The sequence below is a fragment of the Actimicrobium sp. CCC2.4 genome (genome assembly GCF_034347385.1).
Taxonomy (GTDB): domain Bacteria; phylum Pseudomonadota; class Gammaproteobacteria; order Burkholderiales; family Burkholderiaceae_D; genus Actimicrobium.
This window is the reverse complement of record NZ_CP133777.1, coordinates 1,773,119-1,791,292: the sequence shown is the minus strand read 5'-3', so window position 1 is coordinate 1,791,292 and position 18,174 is coordinate 1,773,119. Positions and strand designations below refer to the sequence as shown.

Sequence of the window (18,174 nt, the reverse complement as noted above, 5' to 3'; positions counted from 1 at the left end):
GCGCTTCATGATTACCCCTTCAGGCTATCGAGGTCTTCGACATTGATGGTGTCGAGGTTACGGAACATCACCACGAGGATAGCCAGTCCGATCGCGGCTTCTGCAGCGGCCACGGTCAGGATGAAGAAGACGAAGATCTGTCCGGCCGCATCACCGAGGTAATGCGAGAACGCGATGAAGTTGGTATTGACTGCCAGCAGCATCAGTTCAATGGCCATCAGCAAAATGATGATGTTCTTGCGGTTCAGAAAAATGCCGACGATGGAAATCGAAAACAGGATCGCGCCAAGGATCAGGTAATGAGCGAGAGTAACGGTCACGTGCGCCCCTTATTTTTGTTCTGCTGCCGGGGCAGCGGGTGTGGAGGGAGCAGCATCAGCATTGCCATCAGCAACGATGCGCGTCGATTCGGATTTCATTTTGACGATGCGTACGCGGTCGCTGGCCTTGACCTTGACGGCTTCTGCCGGATCAAAATACTTGCTATCCTTGCGCTTCCGCAGTGTCAGCGCGACCGCCGAGACGATGGCCAGCAACAGGATGGCGGCGGCGATTTCAAATGCGTACACGTATTCGGTGTAGATCAGTTTGCCCAGTTCTTTGGTGGTGCCTATCGTGGATGCGGCTGACGGCACTTGTGCATCAGGGGCCCAGAATGCCTGCAACAGGACGGCTGACATCTCGAGCACGATCAGTACGCCAATGAATGCCGCAAAGGGTAGATAGCCCCAGAACCCTTCCCGCATTTTGTCGACATTGATATCGAGCATCATCACGACGAACAGGAACAGCACCATCACTGCACCGACGTACACCAGTACCAGAACGATGGCGAGAAATTCGGCTTGCAGCAGCAGCCAGATCGCCGCTGCAGAGAAGAAGGCCAGCACCAGGAACAGTGCGGAGTGGACTGGATTGCGGTCGGTAATGACTTTAAGTGCAGCCATCACGAGGATGGCCGAGAACGCGTAGAACAGGGCAGTTTTAAATTCCATGATGGACCAGAAGAGTCGGCATGCAGACAGCCAGGTTAGTGTGGAGCACTGAAGCGTTCATCAGCGATAAGGCGCATCGGCGGCACGGGCGGCAGCGATGTCATTCTCGTAGCGGTCACCGACGGCTAGCAGCATTTCCTTGGTGTAGTACAGGTCGCCGCGTTTTTCGCCGTGGTATTCGAGGATGCTGGTTTCGACGATGGAATCGACCGGGCAGGATTCTTCGCAGAAGCCGCAGAAAATGCATTTGGTCAGGTCAATGTCATAGCGTGTGGTGCGGCGTGAACCGTCATCGCGCTGTTCGGATTCGATCGTGATCGCCATCGCCGGGCAGACTGCTTCGCACAGCTTGCAGGCGATGCAGCGTTCTTCGCCATTCGGGTAGCGACGCAAGGCATGCAGTCCCCGGAATCGTGGCGACTGCGGCGTTTTTTCTTCCGGAAATTGCACCGTGATCTTGCGGGCAAACATGTAGCGGCCGGTCAGGGCCATGCCCTTGAACAGCTCGCGCAGCATCAGACTGCTGAAAAAATCCTTGATGGCTTCCATCGTGTGTACGCCCTTTTCTTTACTTCCAAATATTCCATGAGGTCTGCATCCATGCAGCCACGATGACCAGATAGCCCAGCGTCAGCGGGATGAAAATCTTCCAGCCCAGACGCATGATCTGGTCATACCGGTAGCGCGGAAACGAAGCCCGCACCCAGATGAAGATCGAGACAATCAGGAAGGTCTTGATGCCGAGCCAGATCCAGCCAGGCAGATACGACAGCAAACCCAGCACCGGTACCTGTGCACCTATCGGTGAATCCCAGCCGCCCAGGAACATCAACGCGGCGAGTATCGAGATCAGGATCATGTTGGCGTATTCGGCCAGGAAGAACATCGCGAACGACATGCCCGAATATTCAACCATGTGACCGGCGACAATTTCCGATTCGCCCTCGACCACGTCGAACGGATGACGGCTGGTCTCGGCAATGCCGGCAATGATGAAGACACCAAACATCGGCAGCAGCGGCAGCCAGTTCCAGGACAGGAAGTTCAAGCCCATGCTGGCCATCCGGCCTTCGGTTTGCGCCAGCACGATGTCGGTGAAGTTCAGGCTGCCCGTGACCATCAGTACGATCACCAGCACGAAGCCCATCGAGATTTCATACGAAATCATTTGCGCCGAAGCGCGCATCGCACCGAGAAACGCATACTTGGAGTTGGATGCCCAGCCGGCGATGATCACGCCATACACTTCGAGCGACATGATCGCCATCGCGAACAACAGGCCGGCATTCAGATTGGCCAGCGCGACTTCGGGTCCGAACGGGATCACGACCCACGCTGCCAGTGCCGGCATGATGGTCATGATCGGTGCGATCACGAACAAGGCCTTGTTGGACTTGGCCGGGATGATGATTTCTTTGAGCAGCAGCTTGAGTGCGTCGGCGATCGGTTGCAGCAAACCGGCAGGGCCTACCCGGTTCGGACCGATACGCACGTGCATCCAGCCGATCATCTTGCGTTCCCACAATGTGAGGTAGGCGACGCACGCCATGATCGGCAGCACCAGCGCAATGATCTTGACCAGGTTCCATACCAGCGGCCAGAAGTAACCGAACCAGCTACTGCCGGTGGCCTGTATGTTCACAAGCAACTGATCCATCAGACTTTCTCCACACTGATCGGGCCGAACATGGCGCCCAGCATTGACGTTGCCTTGTGCGCGGCAGCGATGCGCACCGCATTATCAGGCAAGCCGGCCTCGATGACTACCTCGAGTACCGCATTGCCGCTGCCTTGCGTGACCCTGACGGTGGCGCCGTCAACAACGCCGAGTTGGCGCGCCAGTGCAGCAGACAATCGTGCCGCCGGTGCGCGCGCGTCACTGGTTTCCTGCAAAGCCGGTGCGCGGCGCACGATCGCGTCGGTCCAGTAGATCGGCACTTCGGCGATCCGCTCAAGGCCACCATTGGCAGCAGTGAACGGCGCTTGCGGCGCGAACGTGGTGTGGTTATTGAGGCGTGTGCTCAAGTCGAGGGCGACAATCGACGGCGCCCCCAGCACTTCGTTGCGGATCGCTTCGGAGGTGTCGTAATCAAATCCGGACAGACCCAGCAAGTTACCCAGTACACGCAGGACTTTCCAGCCCGGACGCGTGTCACCAAGTGGTTTGACGGTGCCATTGAAGCTTTGCGCGCGGCCTTCGCAACTGACGAAAGTGCCCGCGGTTTCGGTGAACGGTGCGATCGGCAACAACACATCGGCGTAATCGGTGCCGTGCTTGAACGGTGACAGCACGACGACCATCTCGGCCTGATCAAGCGCCGCGCGGGCGACTTGCGGATTAGCGCTGTCGAGCAGGGGTTCGGCATTGAACAGCAGATAGGCTTTGCGCGGCACGGCAAAGGCACTTGCTGCGTTCGCGCCTGCACCTGGTATGGCGTTGGCGAGGTACCCGCCAACGGAATTCGCGGCTTCGGTCAGGAAGCCAAGTCGGGTGCCCGTTGCTTCGGCAATCCATTGTGCGGCAGCGTGCAACTGGGCTGCCTGAGGATGCTGTGCAGCGGCGTTGCCAAGCATGACGGCACCCGGTTCGGCTGACATCAAGCTGCCTGCAATTTGCTGTGCCGCCGACGAGGCAATGACGCCCTCGAAACCGGCGGGCACCGTCAGGGATTTGGCTTGAGCAACGGCAACGATCACTTCGCCGAGCACGCTCAACCAGGCCGACGGTGCCGCGATGATCTTGTTAGCCACCGGCATCAGCAAATCGTCGTCGGTCGCGTGCAGCAAGCTGAGCTTCGCGCCGCTCTTGACCGACTGGCGCAAACGCGCTGTCAGCAGTGGATGATCCTTACGCAGGAACGAGCCGATCACGAAGACACGATCAAGCAGACCGAAGTCGGTAATCGACATTCCCAGCCACGGCGTAACCGCACCATCGAGCGCGAAGTTCGATTGACGCAGGCGGAAATCAACATTCTCGGAACCAATGCCACGCACGACCTTTTGCAGTAGCGTCAGTTCTTCGAGTGTGGAGCTTGGTGTGCCGAGTGCGGCGATCGCATCGGCACCGTGTTCGTGTTTGATGTTGCACAGACCATGGGCAACGTATTCGAGCGCAGTCTGCCAGCTGACTTCCTGCCATTTGCCGTCCTGCTTGAGCATCGGTGCGCTCAGGCGTTCGTCGCTATTGAGACCCTCGTAAGAAAAGCGGTCCTTGTCCGACAGCCAGCATTCGTTGATCGCCTCGTTTTCGAGTGGCAGCACGCGCATCACGCGGTTACCCTTGACTTGCACGACGAGGTTGGTACCGAGGCCGTCATGGGCGCTGACTGATTTGCGACGCGACAATTCCCAGGTGCGGGCGCTGTAGCGGAAAGGCTTGGAGGTCAGTGCGCCGACCGGGCACAGGTCGATCATGTTGCCGGACAATTCGGAGTCGACGGTCTTGCCGACGAACGAAGTGATCTCGGCGTGTTCGCCGCGACCGAGCATGCCGAATTCCATCACGCCGCCGATTTCCTGGCCGAAGCGTACGCAGCGGGTGCAATGGATGCAGCGCGTCATCTCTTTCATCGAGATCAGCGGACCGGCATCTTTTTGGACAACGATGCGTTTTTCTTCTTCGTACCGCGATGAGGATTTACCGTAGCCGACCGCCAGATCCTGCAACTGGCATTCACCGCCCTGATCACAGATCGGGCAATCCAGCGGATGGTTGATCAGCAGGAATTCCATCACGCCCTTCTGGGCCTGCACGGCTTTCTCGCTGTTCGAGCGCACGATCATGCCGGCGGAGACGGGCGTCGCGCAGGCCGGCAAGGGCTTTGGTGCTTTCTCGACTTCAACGAGACACATGCGGCAGTTCGCCGCGATCGTCAATTTCTTGTGGTAGCAGAAGTGCGGAATGTAGGTGCCAAGCTTGTTGGCTGCATCCATCACCATGCTGCCTGCGGGTACTTCGACTTTTTTGCCGTCTATTTCAATTTCAACCATGGCCATCTTTTTTTGCCCAAGTAAGTGCGGCTGCGCTGGGCAGCCCGCACGGTGCAAATTGATCGAGTCAACCGACCCGGACCAGCCTAAATGTAGGCTGGCACCAGGCAGTGCTTGTGCTCGATGTGGTATTCGAATTCTTCGCGGAAGTTCTTGATCATCGCCCGCACCGGCATCGCTGCCGCATCACCGAGCGCACAGATCGTGCGGCCCTGGATGTTATCGGCAATCGAGTTCAGCATGTCGAGGTCATCCGCCCTGCCCTGGCCGTGTTCGATCCGGTGGACCATCCGATACAGCCAGCCCGTGCCTTCGCGGCATGGCGTGCATTGGCCGCAGGATTCTTCGTAATAGAAGTACGACAGGCGCAGCAGCGACTTGACCATGCAGCGGGTCTCGTCCATCACGATGACAGCGCCGGATCCGAGCATCGAGCCGGCTTTGGCGATCGAGTCGTAGTCCATGTCGGTGGCCATCATGACGTCACCGGTCAGCACCGGCATCGACGATCCGCCGGGGATCACTGCCTTGATCTTCTTGCCATCGCGCATGCCACCGGCCAGTTCAAGCAGGGTCGCAAACGGCGTTCCGAGCGGCACTTCGTAATTACCCGGTTTGGCGACATCGCCTGACACGGAGAAAATTTTGGTGCCGCCATTGTTGGGTTTGCCAAGGCCGGCATACGCTTCGCCGCCCATCGCAAAGACGAAGGGCACCGCCGCGAACGTCTCGGTGTTGTTGATCGTGGTCGGCTTGCCGTACAAACCAAAACTGGCAGGGAAAGGCGGCTTGAAGCGCGGTTGGCCTTTCTTGCCTTCCATCGATTCGAGCAAGGCGGTTTCTTCGCCGCAGATGTAGGCACCATAACCATGGAATGCATGCAACTGAAAAGTGAAATCGCTGCCGGCAATCCGATCGCCGAGCATGCCGGCGGCGCGGGCTTCTTCGATCGCTTCTTCGAAGCGTTCGTAATCGGCCCAGATCTCGCCGTGGATGTAGTTGTAGCCGACCGTGATACCCATTGCGTAGGCACCGATGGCCATGCCTTCGATGAGCGCATGCGGGTTGTAACGCATGATGTCACGATCCTTGAAGGTGCCCGGTTCGCCTTCGTCTGAATTGCAGACGAGGTATTTCTGGCCCGGGAACTGGCGCGGCATAAAGCTCCACTTCAGGCCGGTCGGGAAACCCGCACCGCCACGACCGCGCAAGGACGACGCCTTCAGTTCGGCGATGACTTGCTCGGGGGTGATCTTGTCGTTGAGGATGCGTTTGAGTTGGGCGTAACCGCCGCGTGCCACGTAGTCTTCAAGATGCCAGTTCTTGCCATCCAGACCGGCGAGGATCAGGGGCTTGATGTGTCGGGTATGCAGGCTCGTCATTTCTTCAACTCCTCTACCAGGGCATCGATCTTGTCGTTGGACATCCAGCTACACATACGCTTGTTGTTCACCAGCATGACCGGTGCATCACCGCAGGCACCCATGCATTCGCCTTCACGCAAGGTGAACTGGCCATCGGCCGAGGTCTCACGGTAATCGATGCCGAGTTTTTGCTTCAGGTACTGGGCCGCTTTTTCGCCGCCCGACAAAGCGCAAGGCAAGTTGGTGCAGACGGTGATCTTGAACTTGCCGGTCGGCGTGGTGTTGTACATCTCATAGAAAGCCGCGACTTCCTGCACGGCGATAGGTGCCATGCCGAGATAGTCGGCGATTTCCTGCATCAACGGCGGCGAGAGCCAGCCGGCTTCATCCTGGGCAATCGCCAGTGCGCCCATCACCGCCGACTGCTTTTGGTCGGCGGGGAATTTACTTACTTCACGATCAATTTTTTTATACGCTAGTTCTGATAACAGCATGCTATGTGCCTCAATAACCTATCGCGAATCAGCGATCAATTTCACCAAAGACAATGTCTTGCGTACCGATGATGGTGACAGCATCGGCAATCATGTGGCCCTTGGCCATTTCGTTCAAACCTTGCAGATGAGCGAATCCCGGTGCGCGGATTTTCAGGCGGTATGGCTTGTTGGCCCCGTCCGAAATCAGATACACGCCGAACTCGCCTTTCGGATGCTCGACCGCGGCATAGGCTTCGCCCGGTGGCACGTGGAAACCTTCAGTGAACAGCTTGAAGTGATGGATCAGTTCTTCCATGTTCGACTTCATGTTCACGCGCGATGGCGGTGCCACCTTGTGGTTGTCAGTCATCACCGGACCCGGATTGTTGCGCAGCCATTCGACGCATTGCTTGATGATCTTGTTGGACTGGCGCATCTCTTCGACACGCACCAGATAACGATCGTAGCAATCACCGTTGACACCCACCGGAATATCGAAGTCGAGCAAGTCATAGACTTCGTACGGCTGCTTCTTGCGCAGATCCCATTCGATGCCGGAACCGCGCAACATCGGGCCGGTAAAGCCCATGGCCAGAGCCCGCTCCGGCGAGACCACGCCGACACCGACCAGACGCTGTTTCCAGATCCGGTTATCGGTCAGTAAGGTTTCATACTCGTCGACATAGCGCGGGAAACGGTTCGTGAAATCCTCGATGAAGTCGAGCAACGAACCCTGGCGGTTTTCATTGAGCTGGCCGATCGCCTTGGCGTTGCGCAGGATCGATGCACTGTACTTCGGCATCACTTCCGGCAAATCGCGGTAGACGCCACCCGGACGGTAATACGCGGCATGCAAGCGCGCGCCAGAGACCGCTTCATAGCAGTCCATCAGGTCTTCGCGTTCACGGAATGCGTACAGGAACACGCCCATTGCGCCGACGTCGAGCGCATGCGCACCCAGCCACAACAGATGGTTCAGCAGGCGCGTGATTTCGTCGAACATCACGCGGATGTACTGGGCCCGCAGCGGCACTTCCAGACCGAGCAACTTCTCGATGGACATCACGTAGCCGTGCTCGTTGCACATCATCGACACGTAGTCGAGCCTGTCCATGTACGGCACTGATTGCAGGTAGGTTTTTTGTTCCGCGAGTTTTTCGGTGGCACGGTGCAGCAGACCGATATGCGGATCGGCGCGCTGGATGACTTCACCGTCGAGCTCCAGCACCAGGCGCAACACGCCATGTGCAGCAGGATGCTGCGGCCCGAAATTGAGCGTGTAGTTTTTAATCTCAGCCATTATTTGATTCCGTATTGTTCTTCGCGAATCACGCGTGGCACTACCTCGCGCGGCTCAATGGTGACCGGTTGGTAGATCACCCGTTTTTGTTCCGGATCGTAGCGCATCTCGACATAGCCGGAGACCGGGAAATCCTTGCGGAACGGATGGCCAATGAAGCCATAGTCGGTGAGGATGCGGCGCAAGTCGTCATGGCCTTCGAACAGGATGCCGAAGAAGTCGAACGCTTCGCGCTCGTACCAGTTGGCAGTCGACCAGATGTCAATGAGCGACGCCACCACCGGCACTTCGTCATCACTGGCGAACACGCGTACGCGGACACGCCAGTTGTGCGTCAGTGACAGCAGGTGCGAAACCACTGCAAAGCGACGACCGTCCCAGGCACCGTCACCGTAGGTCGAAAAGTCGACACCGGCGAGATCCAGCAATTGCTCGAATCGTGTATCCGGATGGTCCCGCAGTACGCGCATCGCTGACAGGTAGTTGCTACTCTTGATGACGAGCGTTATTTCACCAAGCGCGTTGGTCAGACTGACGATGTGATCGCCCAGCGCACTGTGCAGCGCGGCTTGGAGGTTATCGAGTTTGGTTGTCATCGGCTTATCGGGCGATCGTATTGGTACGCTTGATTTTGTTTTGCAATTGCATGATGCCGTACAACAGCGCCTCGGCTGTCGGCGGGCAACCCGGCACGTAGATATCGACCGGGACGATGCGGTCGCAACCGCGCACGACCGAGTACGAGTAGTGATAGTAGCCGCCGCCATTGGCGCACGAGCCCATCGAAATCACCCAGCGCGGCTCGGCCATCTGGTCGTATACCTTACGCAATGCCGGCGCCATCTTGTTGCACAGTGTGCCGGCCACGATCATCACGTCGGACTGACGCGGAGATGGGCGGAATACGACACCGAAGCGGTCCATGTCGTAGCGCGACGCCCCGGCATGCATCATCTCGACCGCGCAACACGCCAGGCCGAATGTCATTGGCCACATCGATCCGGTGCGGGTCCAGTTGATTAATTTGTCAGCCGTGGTGGTGACAAAACCTTCGTTTAGTACGCCTTCTATTGCCATGATTTATTCCCAGTCAAGGGCACCTTTCTTCCAGATGTACCAGAACCCGACTGCGAACTCGGCGATGAACACCAGCATCGTGACGAATCCGGCCCAGCCAAGGTCACGCATGGCAACGCCCCACGGGAAGAAAAATGCCGTTTCAAGATCGAACAAAATGAAGAGGATGGCGACCAGATAATAGCGAACGTCGAACTTCATTCGCGCATCTTCGAAGGCTTCGAAGCCGCATTCGTAAGGTGAGTTTTTCTGGGAGTCAGGTTTGAATGGTGCGAGCACGCGACCAAGTAATTGAGGGACGACACCGACACCGATGCCGACCAGGATGAAGAGTAGTACAGGGAAGTATGTTTCGAGGTTCACGATTCGCGCAATCAGGTTGAAAAGTTAAACTGATTCCGAGGAATTTGTTGCGTCCCTCGTTAAAAAGCCAGCTCGGTATTGTACCTCGCTGGCTTCTTTTTCGTTTGGTGCCGACGGCGAGACTCGAACTCGCACAGCTTTCGCCACTACCCCCTCAAGATAGCGTGTCTACCAATTTCACCACGTCGGCGTGAGGCCCGTATTCTAACTGCATTTACCCTTTTTGTTCAATGCACAAATGCATCTATCAGAGAGAGAAACGGACTTTTTTTAACTTATTTTGGAATCTGTCCTGATTGACCAGCCGGCGTTGCCGGCGCTGGAGCAGGTGCAACCGGTGCAGCCGGGGTGCCAGGTATTGCAGCGGCCGGTGCGGTCGTCATCGTATCGGTAACGCTGCCTGTCGAGACGGTACGCCCCGTACCCAAATACGCCAGCGCCAATGTCGAGCCGAAAAATACGGCAGCAGCAACACCGGTCATTTTGGAAAGAAAGTTCGAGGATCCGGTCGCGCCAAACAGGCTGCCCGAGGCACCCGAACCGAACGCGGCACCCATGTCGGCACCCTTTCCATGCTGCATCAGCACAAGTCCGATAATGGTCAGCGCAGTGACGACCTGGATGACGACGATGATGGTGAGAGCTGTGTTCATTACTAGGTTTCCAATTCAGGTGGTGTGCGGTTGTCGTACTGTGTTGATGAGCGCTGCAAAAGCAGCGGAACGGGTTGTTGATTATTTTTTAGTGGTTGCTGCTGGCTGCGATGATGGCCAGGAAATCGGCCGACTTCAGTGCGGCTCCACCGATGAGACCACCATCGATATCGGCCATCGCCATCAGCTCGCGGGCATTGTCCGGCTTCATGCTGCCACCGTACAAAATGCAGATGCCTGCAGCGGCAAGCGCATCCTGCGCGGCGAGCAATTGGCGCAGGCCGGCATGGACTTCCTGCGCCATGTCCGGCGTGGCGGTCTTGCCGGTACCGATGGCCCAGACGGGCTCGTAAGCCACGACGATGCGGGTCAGGTCGGCCGGTTCCAGCAAGGCCAGTACCGCATTGAGTTGATCGCCGACTACCTGCATGGTCCGGCCGGCTTCGCGCTCGGATAGAGTTTCGCCGACACAGACGATGGGGACCAGACCAGCACGCAAGGCACGCACGGTTTTCTGGGCGACCAGTGCATTATTTTCGCCGTGCATCGCACGCCGCTCCGAATGACCGACCACCACGTAATGACTACGGAAATCGGTCAGCATCGTCGCCGATACTTCGCCGGTGTAGGCACCGGCTTCGTGCGCCGACAGGTCCTGACCACCCCAGGCAATGGCGGTGTTGGTCAGTTGCTGCTGGCACAAAGCAAGGTAAGGCGCGGGAACACAGACAGCAATATCGCAGGGTGCGGCATGACCGATAGCAGCGACCAGCTCATAGAGCAACGCGCTGTTGGCAGCGAGATTGCCATTCATTTTCCAGTTGCCGGCAACGAGCTTGCGACGCATAAGTGAACCCCGATTTTAATAACCCGCCATTCTATCCTCACGAGCTGTCACGGGTCAAACCTGGAGCATGATCTTGCCGATATGCGTACTCGATTCCATCAGCGTATGCGCATCTGCGGCCTGCTCCAGCGGGAAGCTGCGGAAGATCACCGGTTTGATTCTTTTTTGCGCAAACAGCGGCCATACCGTGTTGAGCAAATGGTGGGCGACAGCGGCCTTGAATGCCAGCGGGCGCGGGCGTAATGTCGAGCCGGAAATGGTGAGCCGGCGCCGCAGGACCTGACCCAGATCGACTTCAGCCTTGGCGCCGCCGAGCAAGGCGATCAGCGCAATGCGACCGTCATCGGCCAGACAATTGATTTCGCGCGGCAGGTAGTCGCCGCCGACCATGTCGAGAATCACGTCGACGCCTTTGCCGGCGGTCTTGTCCTTGATGATGGCCGCGAAATCCTGTGTGCGATAGTTAATCCCCAACTCGGCGCCCAGCGCTTCGCACGCCCGGCATTTTTCGTCCGAGCCGGCGGTCGCAAATACGCGGTGACCCAGTGCCACCGCCATCTGGATGGCGGTCACGCCGATGCCGGATGTGCCGCCCTGCACCAGCAAGGTTTCTTTGCCCGACAAGTGCGCCCGATCGAACACATTGCTCCAGACCGTAAAAAAAGTCTCCGGCAGCGACGCCGCTTCGAGGGCACTCAATCCCAGTGGCACCGGCAGGCATTGGCCGACCGGTGCGACGCAATACTCGGCATAGCCGCCGCCCTGCACCAGTGCACAAACGAGGTCACCCTGCAGGAATGGCTGGCCGGTGAGGTCACCGCCAACAATTTCGCCGGCGACTTCAAGACCCGGCAAATCCGATGCCCCCGGCGGTACCGGATAGTTGCCGGTACGCTGGAAGACATCGGGGCGATTGATCCCCGCCGCATGCACCCGGATCAGCACTTCGCCACTCTTCGGTACCGGTATCGGCCGTTCGCAAAGCTGGAGTACTTCCGGTCCACCGAACCGGGTAATTTCGATTGCGCGCATGGGATCGTCTTTCGTGACAAAAATGGCATTGTACGGTGCGAGTCTTACAGAGGCATCGACAAAAAAAAACCGCCCGCAGCTTGCGCCACGGACGGTTTTCAAGAGCCGGAAATAACTGGCTTATTCTGCTGCCGGCGCTGCCACCGGAGCGGCGGCTCCTTCTTCGCTGGCGGCTGCTTTCATCGACAGTTTAAGACGGCCGCGGTCATCGGTTTCGAGAACCTTGACGCGCACTTGCTGGCCTTCTTTCAGGTAGTCAGCGACCGCATTGACGCGCTCGTTGGCGATCTGGCTGATGTGCAGCAAACCATCTTTGCCTGGCATGACCTGGACGATTGCGCCGAAGTCGAGCAGTTTCAGGACCGTGCCTTCGTAGATCTTGCCAACTTCGACCGACGCGGTCAGTTCTTCGATGCGGCGCTTGGCTTCGAGGCCGGCGGTGGCATCGACGGAAGCGATCGTGACGACGCCTTCATCGCTGATGTCGATCTGGGTGCCGGTCTCTTCGGTCAGCGCGCGAATGACTGCGCCGCCCTTGCCGATGACGTCACGGATTTTTTCCGGGTTGATCTTGATCGTGATCAGGCGCGGTGCGAAATCCGACAGTTCGGTATGACCGATCGGGACGGCTTCCTGCATCTTGTCGAGGATGTGCATGCGGCCTTCTTTGGCCTGCGCCAATGCGACTTGCATGATTTCCTTGGTGATGCCCTGGATCTTGATGTCCATCTGCAGCGCAGTAATACCCTTGGCGGTACCGGCTACCTTGAAGTCCATGTCGCCGAGGTGATCTTCGTCGCCGAGGATGTCGGTCAGAACCGCGAACTTGCCGCCATCCTTGATCAGGCCCATCGCGATACCGGCAACGTGTGCTTGCATCGGCACGCCCGCATCCATCAGTGCCAGGCAACCGCCGCAGACCGACGCCATCGATGACGAACCGTTGGACTCGGTGATTTCCGACACCAGACGCACCGAATAGCTGAATTCTTCGACCGGTGGCAGTGCTGCCAGCAACGCGCGCTTGGCCAGACGACCGTGACCGATTTCACGACGCTTCGGGGTACCGACGCGGCCGGTTTCGCCGGTGGCGAACGGAGGCATATTGTAATGAAGCATGAAGCGATCGCTGTACTCACCCATCAGCGCATCGATCTTCTGTTCGTCACGGGCGGTGCCCAGCGTGGCGATAACCAGCGCTTGCGTTTCGCCGCGGGTGAACAGGGCCGAACCGTGGGTGCGTGGCAGCACGCCGGTACGAATCGAGATCGGACGCACGGTGCGGGTATCGCGACCGTCGATGCGCGGCTCGCCTTCAAGGATCTGCGAACGGACGATCTTCGCTTCGAGGTCGAACAGGATGTTGTTGACATCGGCGCTGTCCGGTGCAACGCCAGCGATCGAGGCGGCTTCTGCCTTCAACGCGTCCATCACTTCCGATGTGGCCGTCTTCAGCTTGGCAGTACGGGCTTGCTTGTCTTTGGTCTGGTAGGCATCACGCAGCTTGGCTTCGCCGAAATGGGCGACGCGCGAAATCAGCGCTTCATTTTTGGCAGCAGGTGCCCATTCGATTTCCGGCTTGCCACCGTCGCGCACCAGTTCATGGATCGCATCGATGACGGCTTTCATTTGCTCGTGACCGAACACGACGGCGCCGAGCATGACTTCTTCGGACAGCTGCTTGGCTTCCGATTCGACCATCAGGACGGCCGCTTCGGTGCCGGCAACGACGAGGTCGAGGTCCGATGATTTCAGCTGGGTCGTGGTCGGGTTGAGCACGTACTGGCCGTTGATGTAGCCAACGCGCGCCGCGCCGACCGGGCCGCTGAATGGCACGCCGGAGACCGACAAGGCGGCCGATGCACCGATCATCGCTGCGATGTCAGGATCGATTTCAGGATTGACTGACAACACATGAATGATGATCTGTACTTCATTCATGTAGCCTTCAGGGAACAGCGGACGGACCGGACGGTCGATCAGGCGCGATGTCAGGGTTTCTTTTTCGGAAGGACGGCCTTCGCGCTTGAAGAAACCGCCCGGGATACGACCGGCAGCATAGGTTTTTTCGACGTAGTCGACGGTCAGCGGAAAGAAGTCCTGACCTGGCTTCGCATCCTTGCGGGCGACCACGGTCGCGAGCACGACGGTATCTTCGATCGAGACCAGGACGGCACCTGAAGCCTGACGGGCGATCTCGCCGGTCTCCAGCGTCACTTGATGCTGGCCATACTGGAAAGTCTTGGTTACTTTATTGAACACGGTGATTCCTTTCTATTTTGCCGACAGATTTTCAGGAGCTGTCGTTCACCTCACCACCACCAGAGAGCGTCTGGCTTATTGCAAACTTGCTGAATTCTTCAAAAACAAAATGCCCGCATCGACAGAGCCGATGCGGGCATTTCAGCGATCAGTAAGCGGGGAAGAAATGCAATTCCCTGATTACTTACGCAGACCGAGTTTTTCGATCAGTGAACGATAGCGCGTCGCGTCTTTACCCTTGAGGTAGGACAGCAGGCTTTTGCGACGATTGACCATCATGATCAAACCACGGCGTGAATGGTGATCCTTGGCGTGCGCCTTGAAGTGACCATTGAGTTCATTGATACGGGCTGTCAGCAGTGCAACTTGCACTTCCGGGGAGCCGGTATCGTTCAGACCGCGCGCATTGTCCGCAATGATGGCGGCTTTGCTGGATTTTTCCATCGACATGAGTGTTACCTTTCACAGGCGGTGAGCGGAGTTGTCACCCCAGACACCGTGAACTACGATTAACGAACCGGCCAAAATGACCGGTGTCGCAGTGTACAGCAAAGCCGCAGGCAGTTCAAAGGTTGGATGGCTCTTTTTACAGCTGCGGGTTGAGCTTTTCGACCTTCGAGTGCAGCTTGTTAAGCGCTGACAAATACGCCTTGGCCGACGCCACGACGATGTCGAGATCAGCACCGACGCCATTGACAATGCGACCCGCCTTCGACAGGCGCATCGTGACTTCGCCTTGCGACTGCGTACCGGTCGTGATCGCATTCACCGAAAACAGCAGCAGCTCGGCACCGCTGGCGGTCTTCGATTCAATGGCATTGACGATGGCATCGACCGGACCGTTCCCTTCGCCGGTGCAACTGGCTTCCTTGCCGGCGATCGAAAAAACGACTTTTGCGCTCGGCTTTTCGCCGGTTTCGGAATGCTGTGACAGCGACACGAACTGGTAGTGCTCGTTCTCGTGCGACTGCGCTTCATCCGACACCAGTGCCATGATGTCCTCGTCGAAAATCTCGGATTTGCGGTCGGCCAGTTCCTTGAAGCGGGCGAAGGCGGCGTTGACTTCGCCTTCGGATCCCAGCGCAATACCGAGCTCTTCGAGTCGCTGCTTGAACGCGTTGCGACCTGACAGCTTGCCCAGCACGATCTTATTGGCAGCCCAACCGACATCTTCGGCACGCATGATCTCGTAGGTATCGCGCGCCTTAAGCACACCGTCCTGATGAATGCCGGAGGCATGTGCGAATGCATTCGCACCCACCACCGATTTGTTCGGCTGTACCGCAAACCCGGTGATCTGCGAGACCAGCCGCGAGGTTGCCACGATCTGGCTGATGTCGATACCGACGTCGAGCTTGAAGTGATCATGCCGGGTACGCAGCGCCATCACGACTTCTTCGAGCGCCGTATTGCCGGCGCGCTCGCCAAGGCCATTGATCGTGCATTCGATCTGGCGGGCACCGCCGACCATCACGCCGGCCAGCGAGTTGGCTACTGCCATGCCGAGGTCGTTGTGGCAGTGCACTGACCAGACTGCCTTGTCCGAGTTTGGAATCCGTTCGCGCAAGGTGCGCAGCATCTGGCCGTACAGTTCGGGCACGCCATAGCCGACGGTGTCGGCGAAGTTGATCGTGGTGGCACCTTCCTTGATGACCGATTCGATCACGCGGCACAGAAAGTCGACATCGGAACGGCTACCGTCTTCGGGACTGAATTCAACGTCATCGGTAAAGTTGCGGGCAAAGCGCACGGCATGCGTGGCCTGTTCGAAGACCTGATCCGGCGTCATCCGCAATTTCTTTTCCATGTGCAGCGGCGAGGTCGCAATGAAGGTGTGGATGCGCTTGCGCTGTGCCGGTGCCAGCGCTTCGGCGGCACGGGAAATATCGCGGTCATTGGCACGCGACAACGAACAGACGGTGGCGTCCTTGATGATGCCGGCGATGGCATGGATGGATTCAAAATCGCCCTGGGAGGCGGCCGCAAAACCGGCTTCGATGACATCGACCTTGAGCCGTTCGAGTTGCCGCGCGATACGGATTTTTTCATCTTTGGTCATCGATGCGCCGGGAGACTGTTCGCCGTCGCGCAGCGTGGTGTCGAAAATGATGAGCTTGTTTGATGCGGACATGCGGGACTCCCTGAAACGTAGATGGGACTGACTGAACTAGCGTGCCAGCATTATCGCCTGTCACGGCAGCAGACTGTGTATGGGCTCAATGATGTGCAGCGAGGGCCATCGACCCCGCCCTTACCGGAGAAAAACTATAAGTCGGATCGAATGAAAGCGCAACGCCTTGATCAGGCCGGCAGGCGCAACGTCAATCCGGGATAGACCTGTGCGGGGTCGGACAGCATCGGCTGGTTGGCCTCGAAAATGCGCCGGTATTGACTGGCATCGCCGTACACGCAGACCGCAATCGAGGCCAAGGTATCGCCGGCCTGGACCGTGTAAAGCCGGGAGCGCCGCGTGCGCATCGATAGCGGCGCATCGAGCAGGTCGACCACTTGACAAACACCTTGCACATTGCCGCAGCTGAGGATTATTTTTTCGCGCAGGATCTGGTCGGCAACCGGACCTGCCAGGGTCACGGTTGCGGTTCCCGCGTCGAAGGCAACGACCAGACCGGCTGACGCTAGCTGCCGGCGCTGCAGAAGATCGATCAACGCCTGTTCCACCTCCCGCTCCAGCCGGTGGAAGTCATCCTGCATGGCAACCGCAGCACTGGCCGGGTCCACCAGCTGCTCGCCGGCGTCACCGCGAAATGAAATCAGGCGCATGGAAGGCTCCGTCATGAAGCGTTCATCAGCGTCAAAGGCTAGCGGTCCCGCTCCTGCATAACCTGATCACGAACAAGAACCGGTGAAGTTTATTTGCGATCGAGCGGGTCGGTGCTGGTATCGACAATGCTGACAGGCTTGCCCTTGAACAGCCGCCAGAAATACACCACGTACCCCGACAAGCCGTACGACACGAACAGACCGAACAGCCATTTCGGCGGATCACTCGACACCGCGACCATCCCCAGCATGATCAGGAACGCGACGATGAACGGCACCGACTTACGGAAATGGATGTCCTTGAAACTGTAGAACGGCACGTTGCTGACCATCGTCAAACCGCCATACAAAGTAATGGCCCAGGCGAACCAGGACAGGTCGGGGCCAGCGAAACCGAGGTCGTCCATGAGCCAGACAAAACCGGCCACCATGGCCGCCGCGGCCGGGCTGGGCAAGCCCTGAAAGTAACGCTTGTCGACTACCGCAATGTTGGTATTGAAGCGTGCCAGACGCAACGCACCGCCTGCGCAATAGACGAATGCCGCCAGCCAGCCGAGCTTGCCCATGCCGCGCAAGGACCATTCGTAGACCACCAGCGCCGGCGCCGCACCGAACGACACCATGTCGGAAAGGCTGTCGTACTGCGCGCCGAATTCGCTCTGGGTATTGGTCATGCGCGCGACGCGACCGTCGATGCTGTCGAGGATCATCGCGGCGAAGATCGCAATCGCGGCGTTCTCGAAGTTCTGGTTCATCGCCATCACGATGGCGTAGAAGCCGCAGAACAACGCAGCGGTCGTGAAGGCATTAGGTAGCAGGTAGACGCCGCGCCGACGCAGCGACTGGCGCACGTGGGCCGCATCGACCTGCTGTTGCGGGGTGGACGTTGGACGCTTGAAGCGCAGCATTTTGGCCAGCGATGAGCCACCCCGCTTGGGTTTGCGACGATTGAAAGATGCCATGCGAATTCCGTTTCGATTTACAGCAGCGTAAAGAGTGGCCAGGCACGTCTCCTCTTGGGGAACCGCGCC

Annotated in this window: 19 protein-coding genes and 1 tRNA gene; all 20 read right to left on the bottom strand. The window is 58.2% G+C overall.

The features are described 5' to 3' along the window. Positions 1–11 precede the first annotated feature (11 nt). The 20 genes from nuoK to pssA all read right to left on the bottom strand — a co-directional run bounded on the left by nuoK (position 12) and on the right by pssA (position 18,105). On the bottom strand, positions 12–320 hold the full coding sequence (gene nuoK, locus RHM62_RS08330) for an NADH-quinone oxidoreductase subunit NuoK (protein WP_322125038.1): 309 nt from the start codon (positions 318–320) through the stop codon (positions 12–14). Positions 321–329: 9 nt separating this feature from the next. Next, entirely contained in the window at positions 330–995 is a 666-nt protein-coding gene (locus RHM62_RS08325; RefSeq protein ID WP_322125037.1) for an NADH-quinone oxidoreductase subunit J, read from the bottom strand. Positions 996–1,055: 60 nt separating this feature from the next. After that, entirely contained in the window at positions 1,056–1,544 is a 489-nt protein-coding gene (gene nuoI / locus RHM62_RS08320; RefSeq protein ID WP_009666932.1) for an NADH-quinone oxidoreductase subunit NuoI, read from the bottom strand. A gap of 19 nt (positions 1,545–1,563) precedes the next feature. Continuing rightward, complete coding sequence (gene nuoH / locus RHM62_RS08315) at positions 1,564–2,652, bottom strand: NADH-quinone oxidoreductase subunit NuoH (RefSeq protein ID WP_322125036.1); 1,089 nt, start codon at positions 2,650–2,652, stop codon at positions 1,564–1,566. Then, positions 2,652–4,988, bottom strand: coding sequence for an NADH-quinone oxidoreductase subunit NuoG (gene nuoG / locus RHM62_RS08310; RefSeq protein ID WP_322125035.1), 2,337 nt, complete (start codon positions 4,986–4,988; stop codon positions 2,652–2,654). The genes nuoH and nuoG overlap by 1 nt, the downstream gene beginning before the upstream one ends. A gap of 86 nt (positions 4,989–5,074) precedes the next feature. Next, positions 5,075–6,370, bottom strand: coding sequence for an NADH-quinone oxidoreductase subunit NuoF (nuoF, locus tag RHM62_RS08305; protein ID WP_322125034.1), 1,296 nt, complete (start codon positions 6,368–6,370; stop codon positions 5,075–5,077). After that, positions 6,367–6,846, bottom strand: a complete 480-nt coding sequence (gene nuoE, locus RHM62_RS08300) for an NADH-quinone oxidoreductase subunit NuoE (RefSeq protein ID WP_322125033.1) — start codon at positions 6,844–6,846, stop codon at positions 6,367–6,369. The genes nuoF and nuoE overlap by 4 nt, the downstream gene beginning before the upstream one ends. A 28-nt stretch (positions 6,847–6,874) precedes the next feature. Then, entirely contained in the window at positions 6,875–8,128 is a 1,254-nt protein-coding gene (locus tag RHM62_RS08295) for an NADH-quinone oxidoreductase subunit D (protein ID WP_009667947.1), read from the bottom strand. Further along, positions 8,128–8,724 carry an NADH-quinone oxidoreductase subunit C gene (locus RHM62_RS08290; RefSeq protein WP_322125032.1) on the bottom strand — a complete coding sequence of 199 codons (597 nt, stop codon included), beginning with the start codon at positions 8,722–8,724 and terminating at the stop codon, positions 8,128–8,130. Before RHM62_RS08290 ends, RHM62_RS08295 begins: the two co-directional genes overlap by 1 nt. A 4-nt stretch (positions 8,725–8,728) precedes the next feature. Next, the gene (locus RHM62_RS08285) at positions 8,729–9,205 is read right to left on the bottom strand and encodes an NADH-quinone oxidoreductase subunit B family protein (protein WP_322125031.1); all 477 of its coding nucleotides are present in this window, start codon (positions 9,203–9,205) and stop codon (positions 8,729–8,731) included. A gap of 3 nt (positions 9,206–9,208) precedes the next feature. Then, positions 9,209–9,568 carry an NADH-quinone oxidoreductase subunit A gene (locus tag RHM62_RS08280; protein ID WP_009664422.1) on the bottom strand — a complete coding sequence of 120 codons (360 nt, stop codon included), beginning with the start codon at positions 9,566–9,568 and terminating at the stop codon, positions 9,209–9,211. A gap of 105 nt (positions 9,569–9,673) precedes the next feature. Continuing rightward, positions 9,674–9,758, bottom strand: a tRNA-Leu gene (locus tag RHM62_RS08275). Between the two features lie 85 nt (positions 9,759–9,843). Then, entirely contained in the window at positions 9,844–10,221 is a 378-nt protein-coding gene (gene secG / locus RHM62_RS08270) for a preprotein translocase subunit SecG (protein ID WP_322125030.1), read from the bottom strand. 88 nt (positions 10,222–10,309) lie between these two features. Then, positions 10,310–11,068 carry a triose-phosphate isomerase gene (gene tpiA, locus RHM62_RS08265; RefSeq protein WP_322125029.1) on the bottom strand — a complete coding sequence of 253 codons (759 nt, stop codon included), beginning with the start codon at positions 11,066–11,068 and terminating at the stop codon, positions 10,310–10,312. A 54-nt stretch (positions 11,069–11,122) separates the two neighbouring features. Then, positions 11,123–12,100 carry an NAD(P)H-quinone oxidoreductase gene (locus tag RHM62_RS08260; RefSeq protein WP_322125028.1) on the bottom strand — a complete coding sequence of 326 codons (978 nt, stop codon included), beginning with the start codon at positions 12,098–12,100 and terminating at the stop codon, positions 11,123–11,125. Positions 12,101–12,220: 120 nt separating this feature from the next. Continuing rightward, positions 12,221–14,362 carry a polyribonucleotide nucleotidyltransferase gene (pnp, locus tag RHM62_RS08255; protein ID WP_322125027.1) on the bottom strand — a complete coding sequence of 714 codons (2,142 nt, stop codon included), beginning with the start codon at positions 14,360–14,362 and terminating at the stop codon, positions 12,221–12,223. A gap of 180 nt (positions 14,363–14,542) precedes the next feature. Further along, positions 14,543–14,812, bottom strand: coding sequence for a 30S ribosomal protein S15 (rpsO, locus tag RHM62_RS08250; RefSeq protein WP_009664417.1), 270 nt, complete (start codon positions 14,810–14,812; stop codon positions 14,543–14,545). Positions 14,813–14,948: 136 nt separating this feature from the next. Then, a complete protein-coding gene (locus RHM62_RS08245) occupies positions 14,949–16,493 on the bottom strand; it encodes a 2-isopropylmalate synthase (RefSeq protein ID WP_322125026.1) in 1,545 nt (514 codons plus the stop codon). A gap of 170 nt (positions 16,494–16,663) precedes the next feature. Then, positions 16,664–17,143: a LysM peptidoglycan-binding domain-containing protein gene (locus tag RHM62_RS08240; RefSeq protein WP_322125025.1), complete on the bottom strand. Its 480-nt coding sequence runs from the start codon at positions 17,141–17,143 to the stop codon at positions 16,664–16,666. Between the two features lie 89 nt (positions 17,144–17,232). Continuing rightward, positions 17,233–18,105 (bottom strand): CDP-diacylglycerol--serine O-phosphatidyltransferase, encoded by an 873-nt coding sequence (pssA, locus tag RHM62_RS08235; protein WP_322125024.1) that lies wholly within the window; start codon positions 18,103–18,105, stop codon positions 17,233–17,235. Positions 18,106–18,174: the final 69 nt, after the last annotated feature.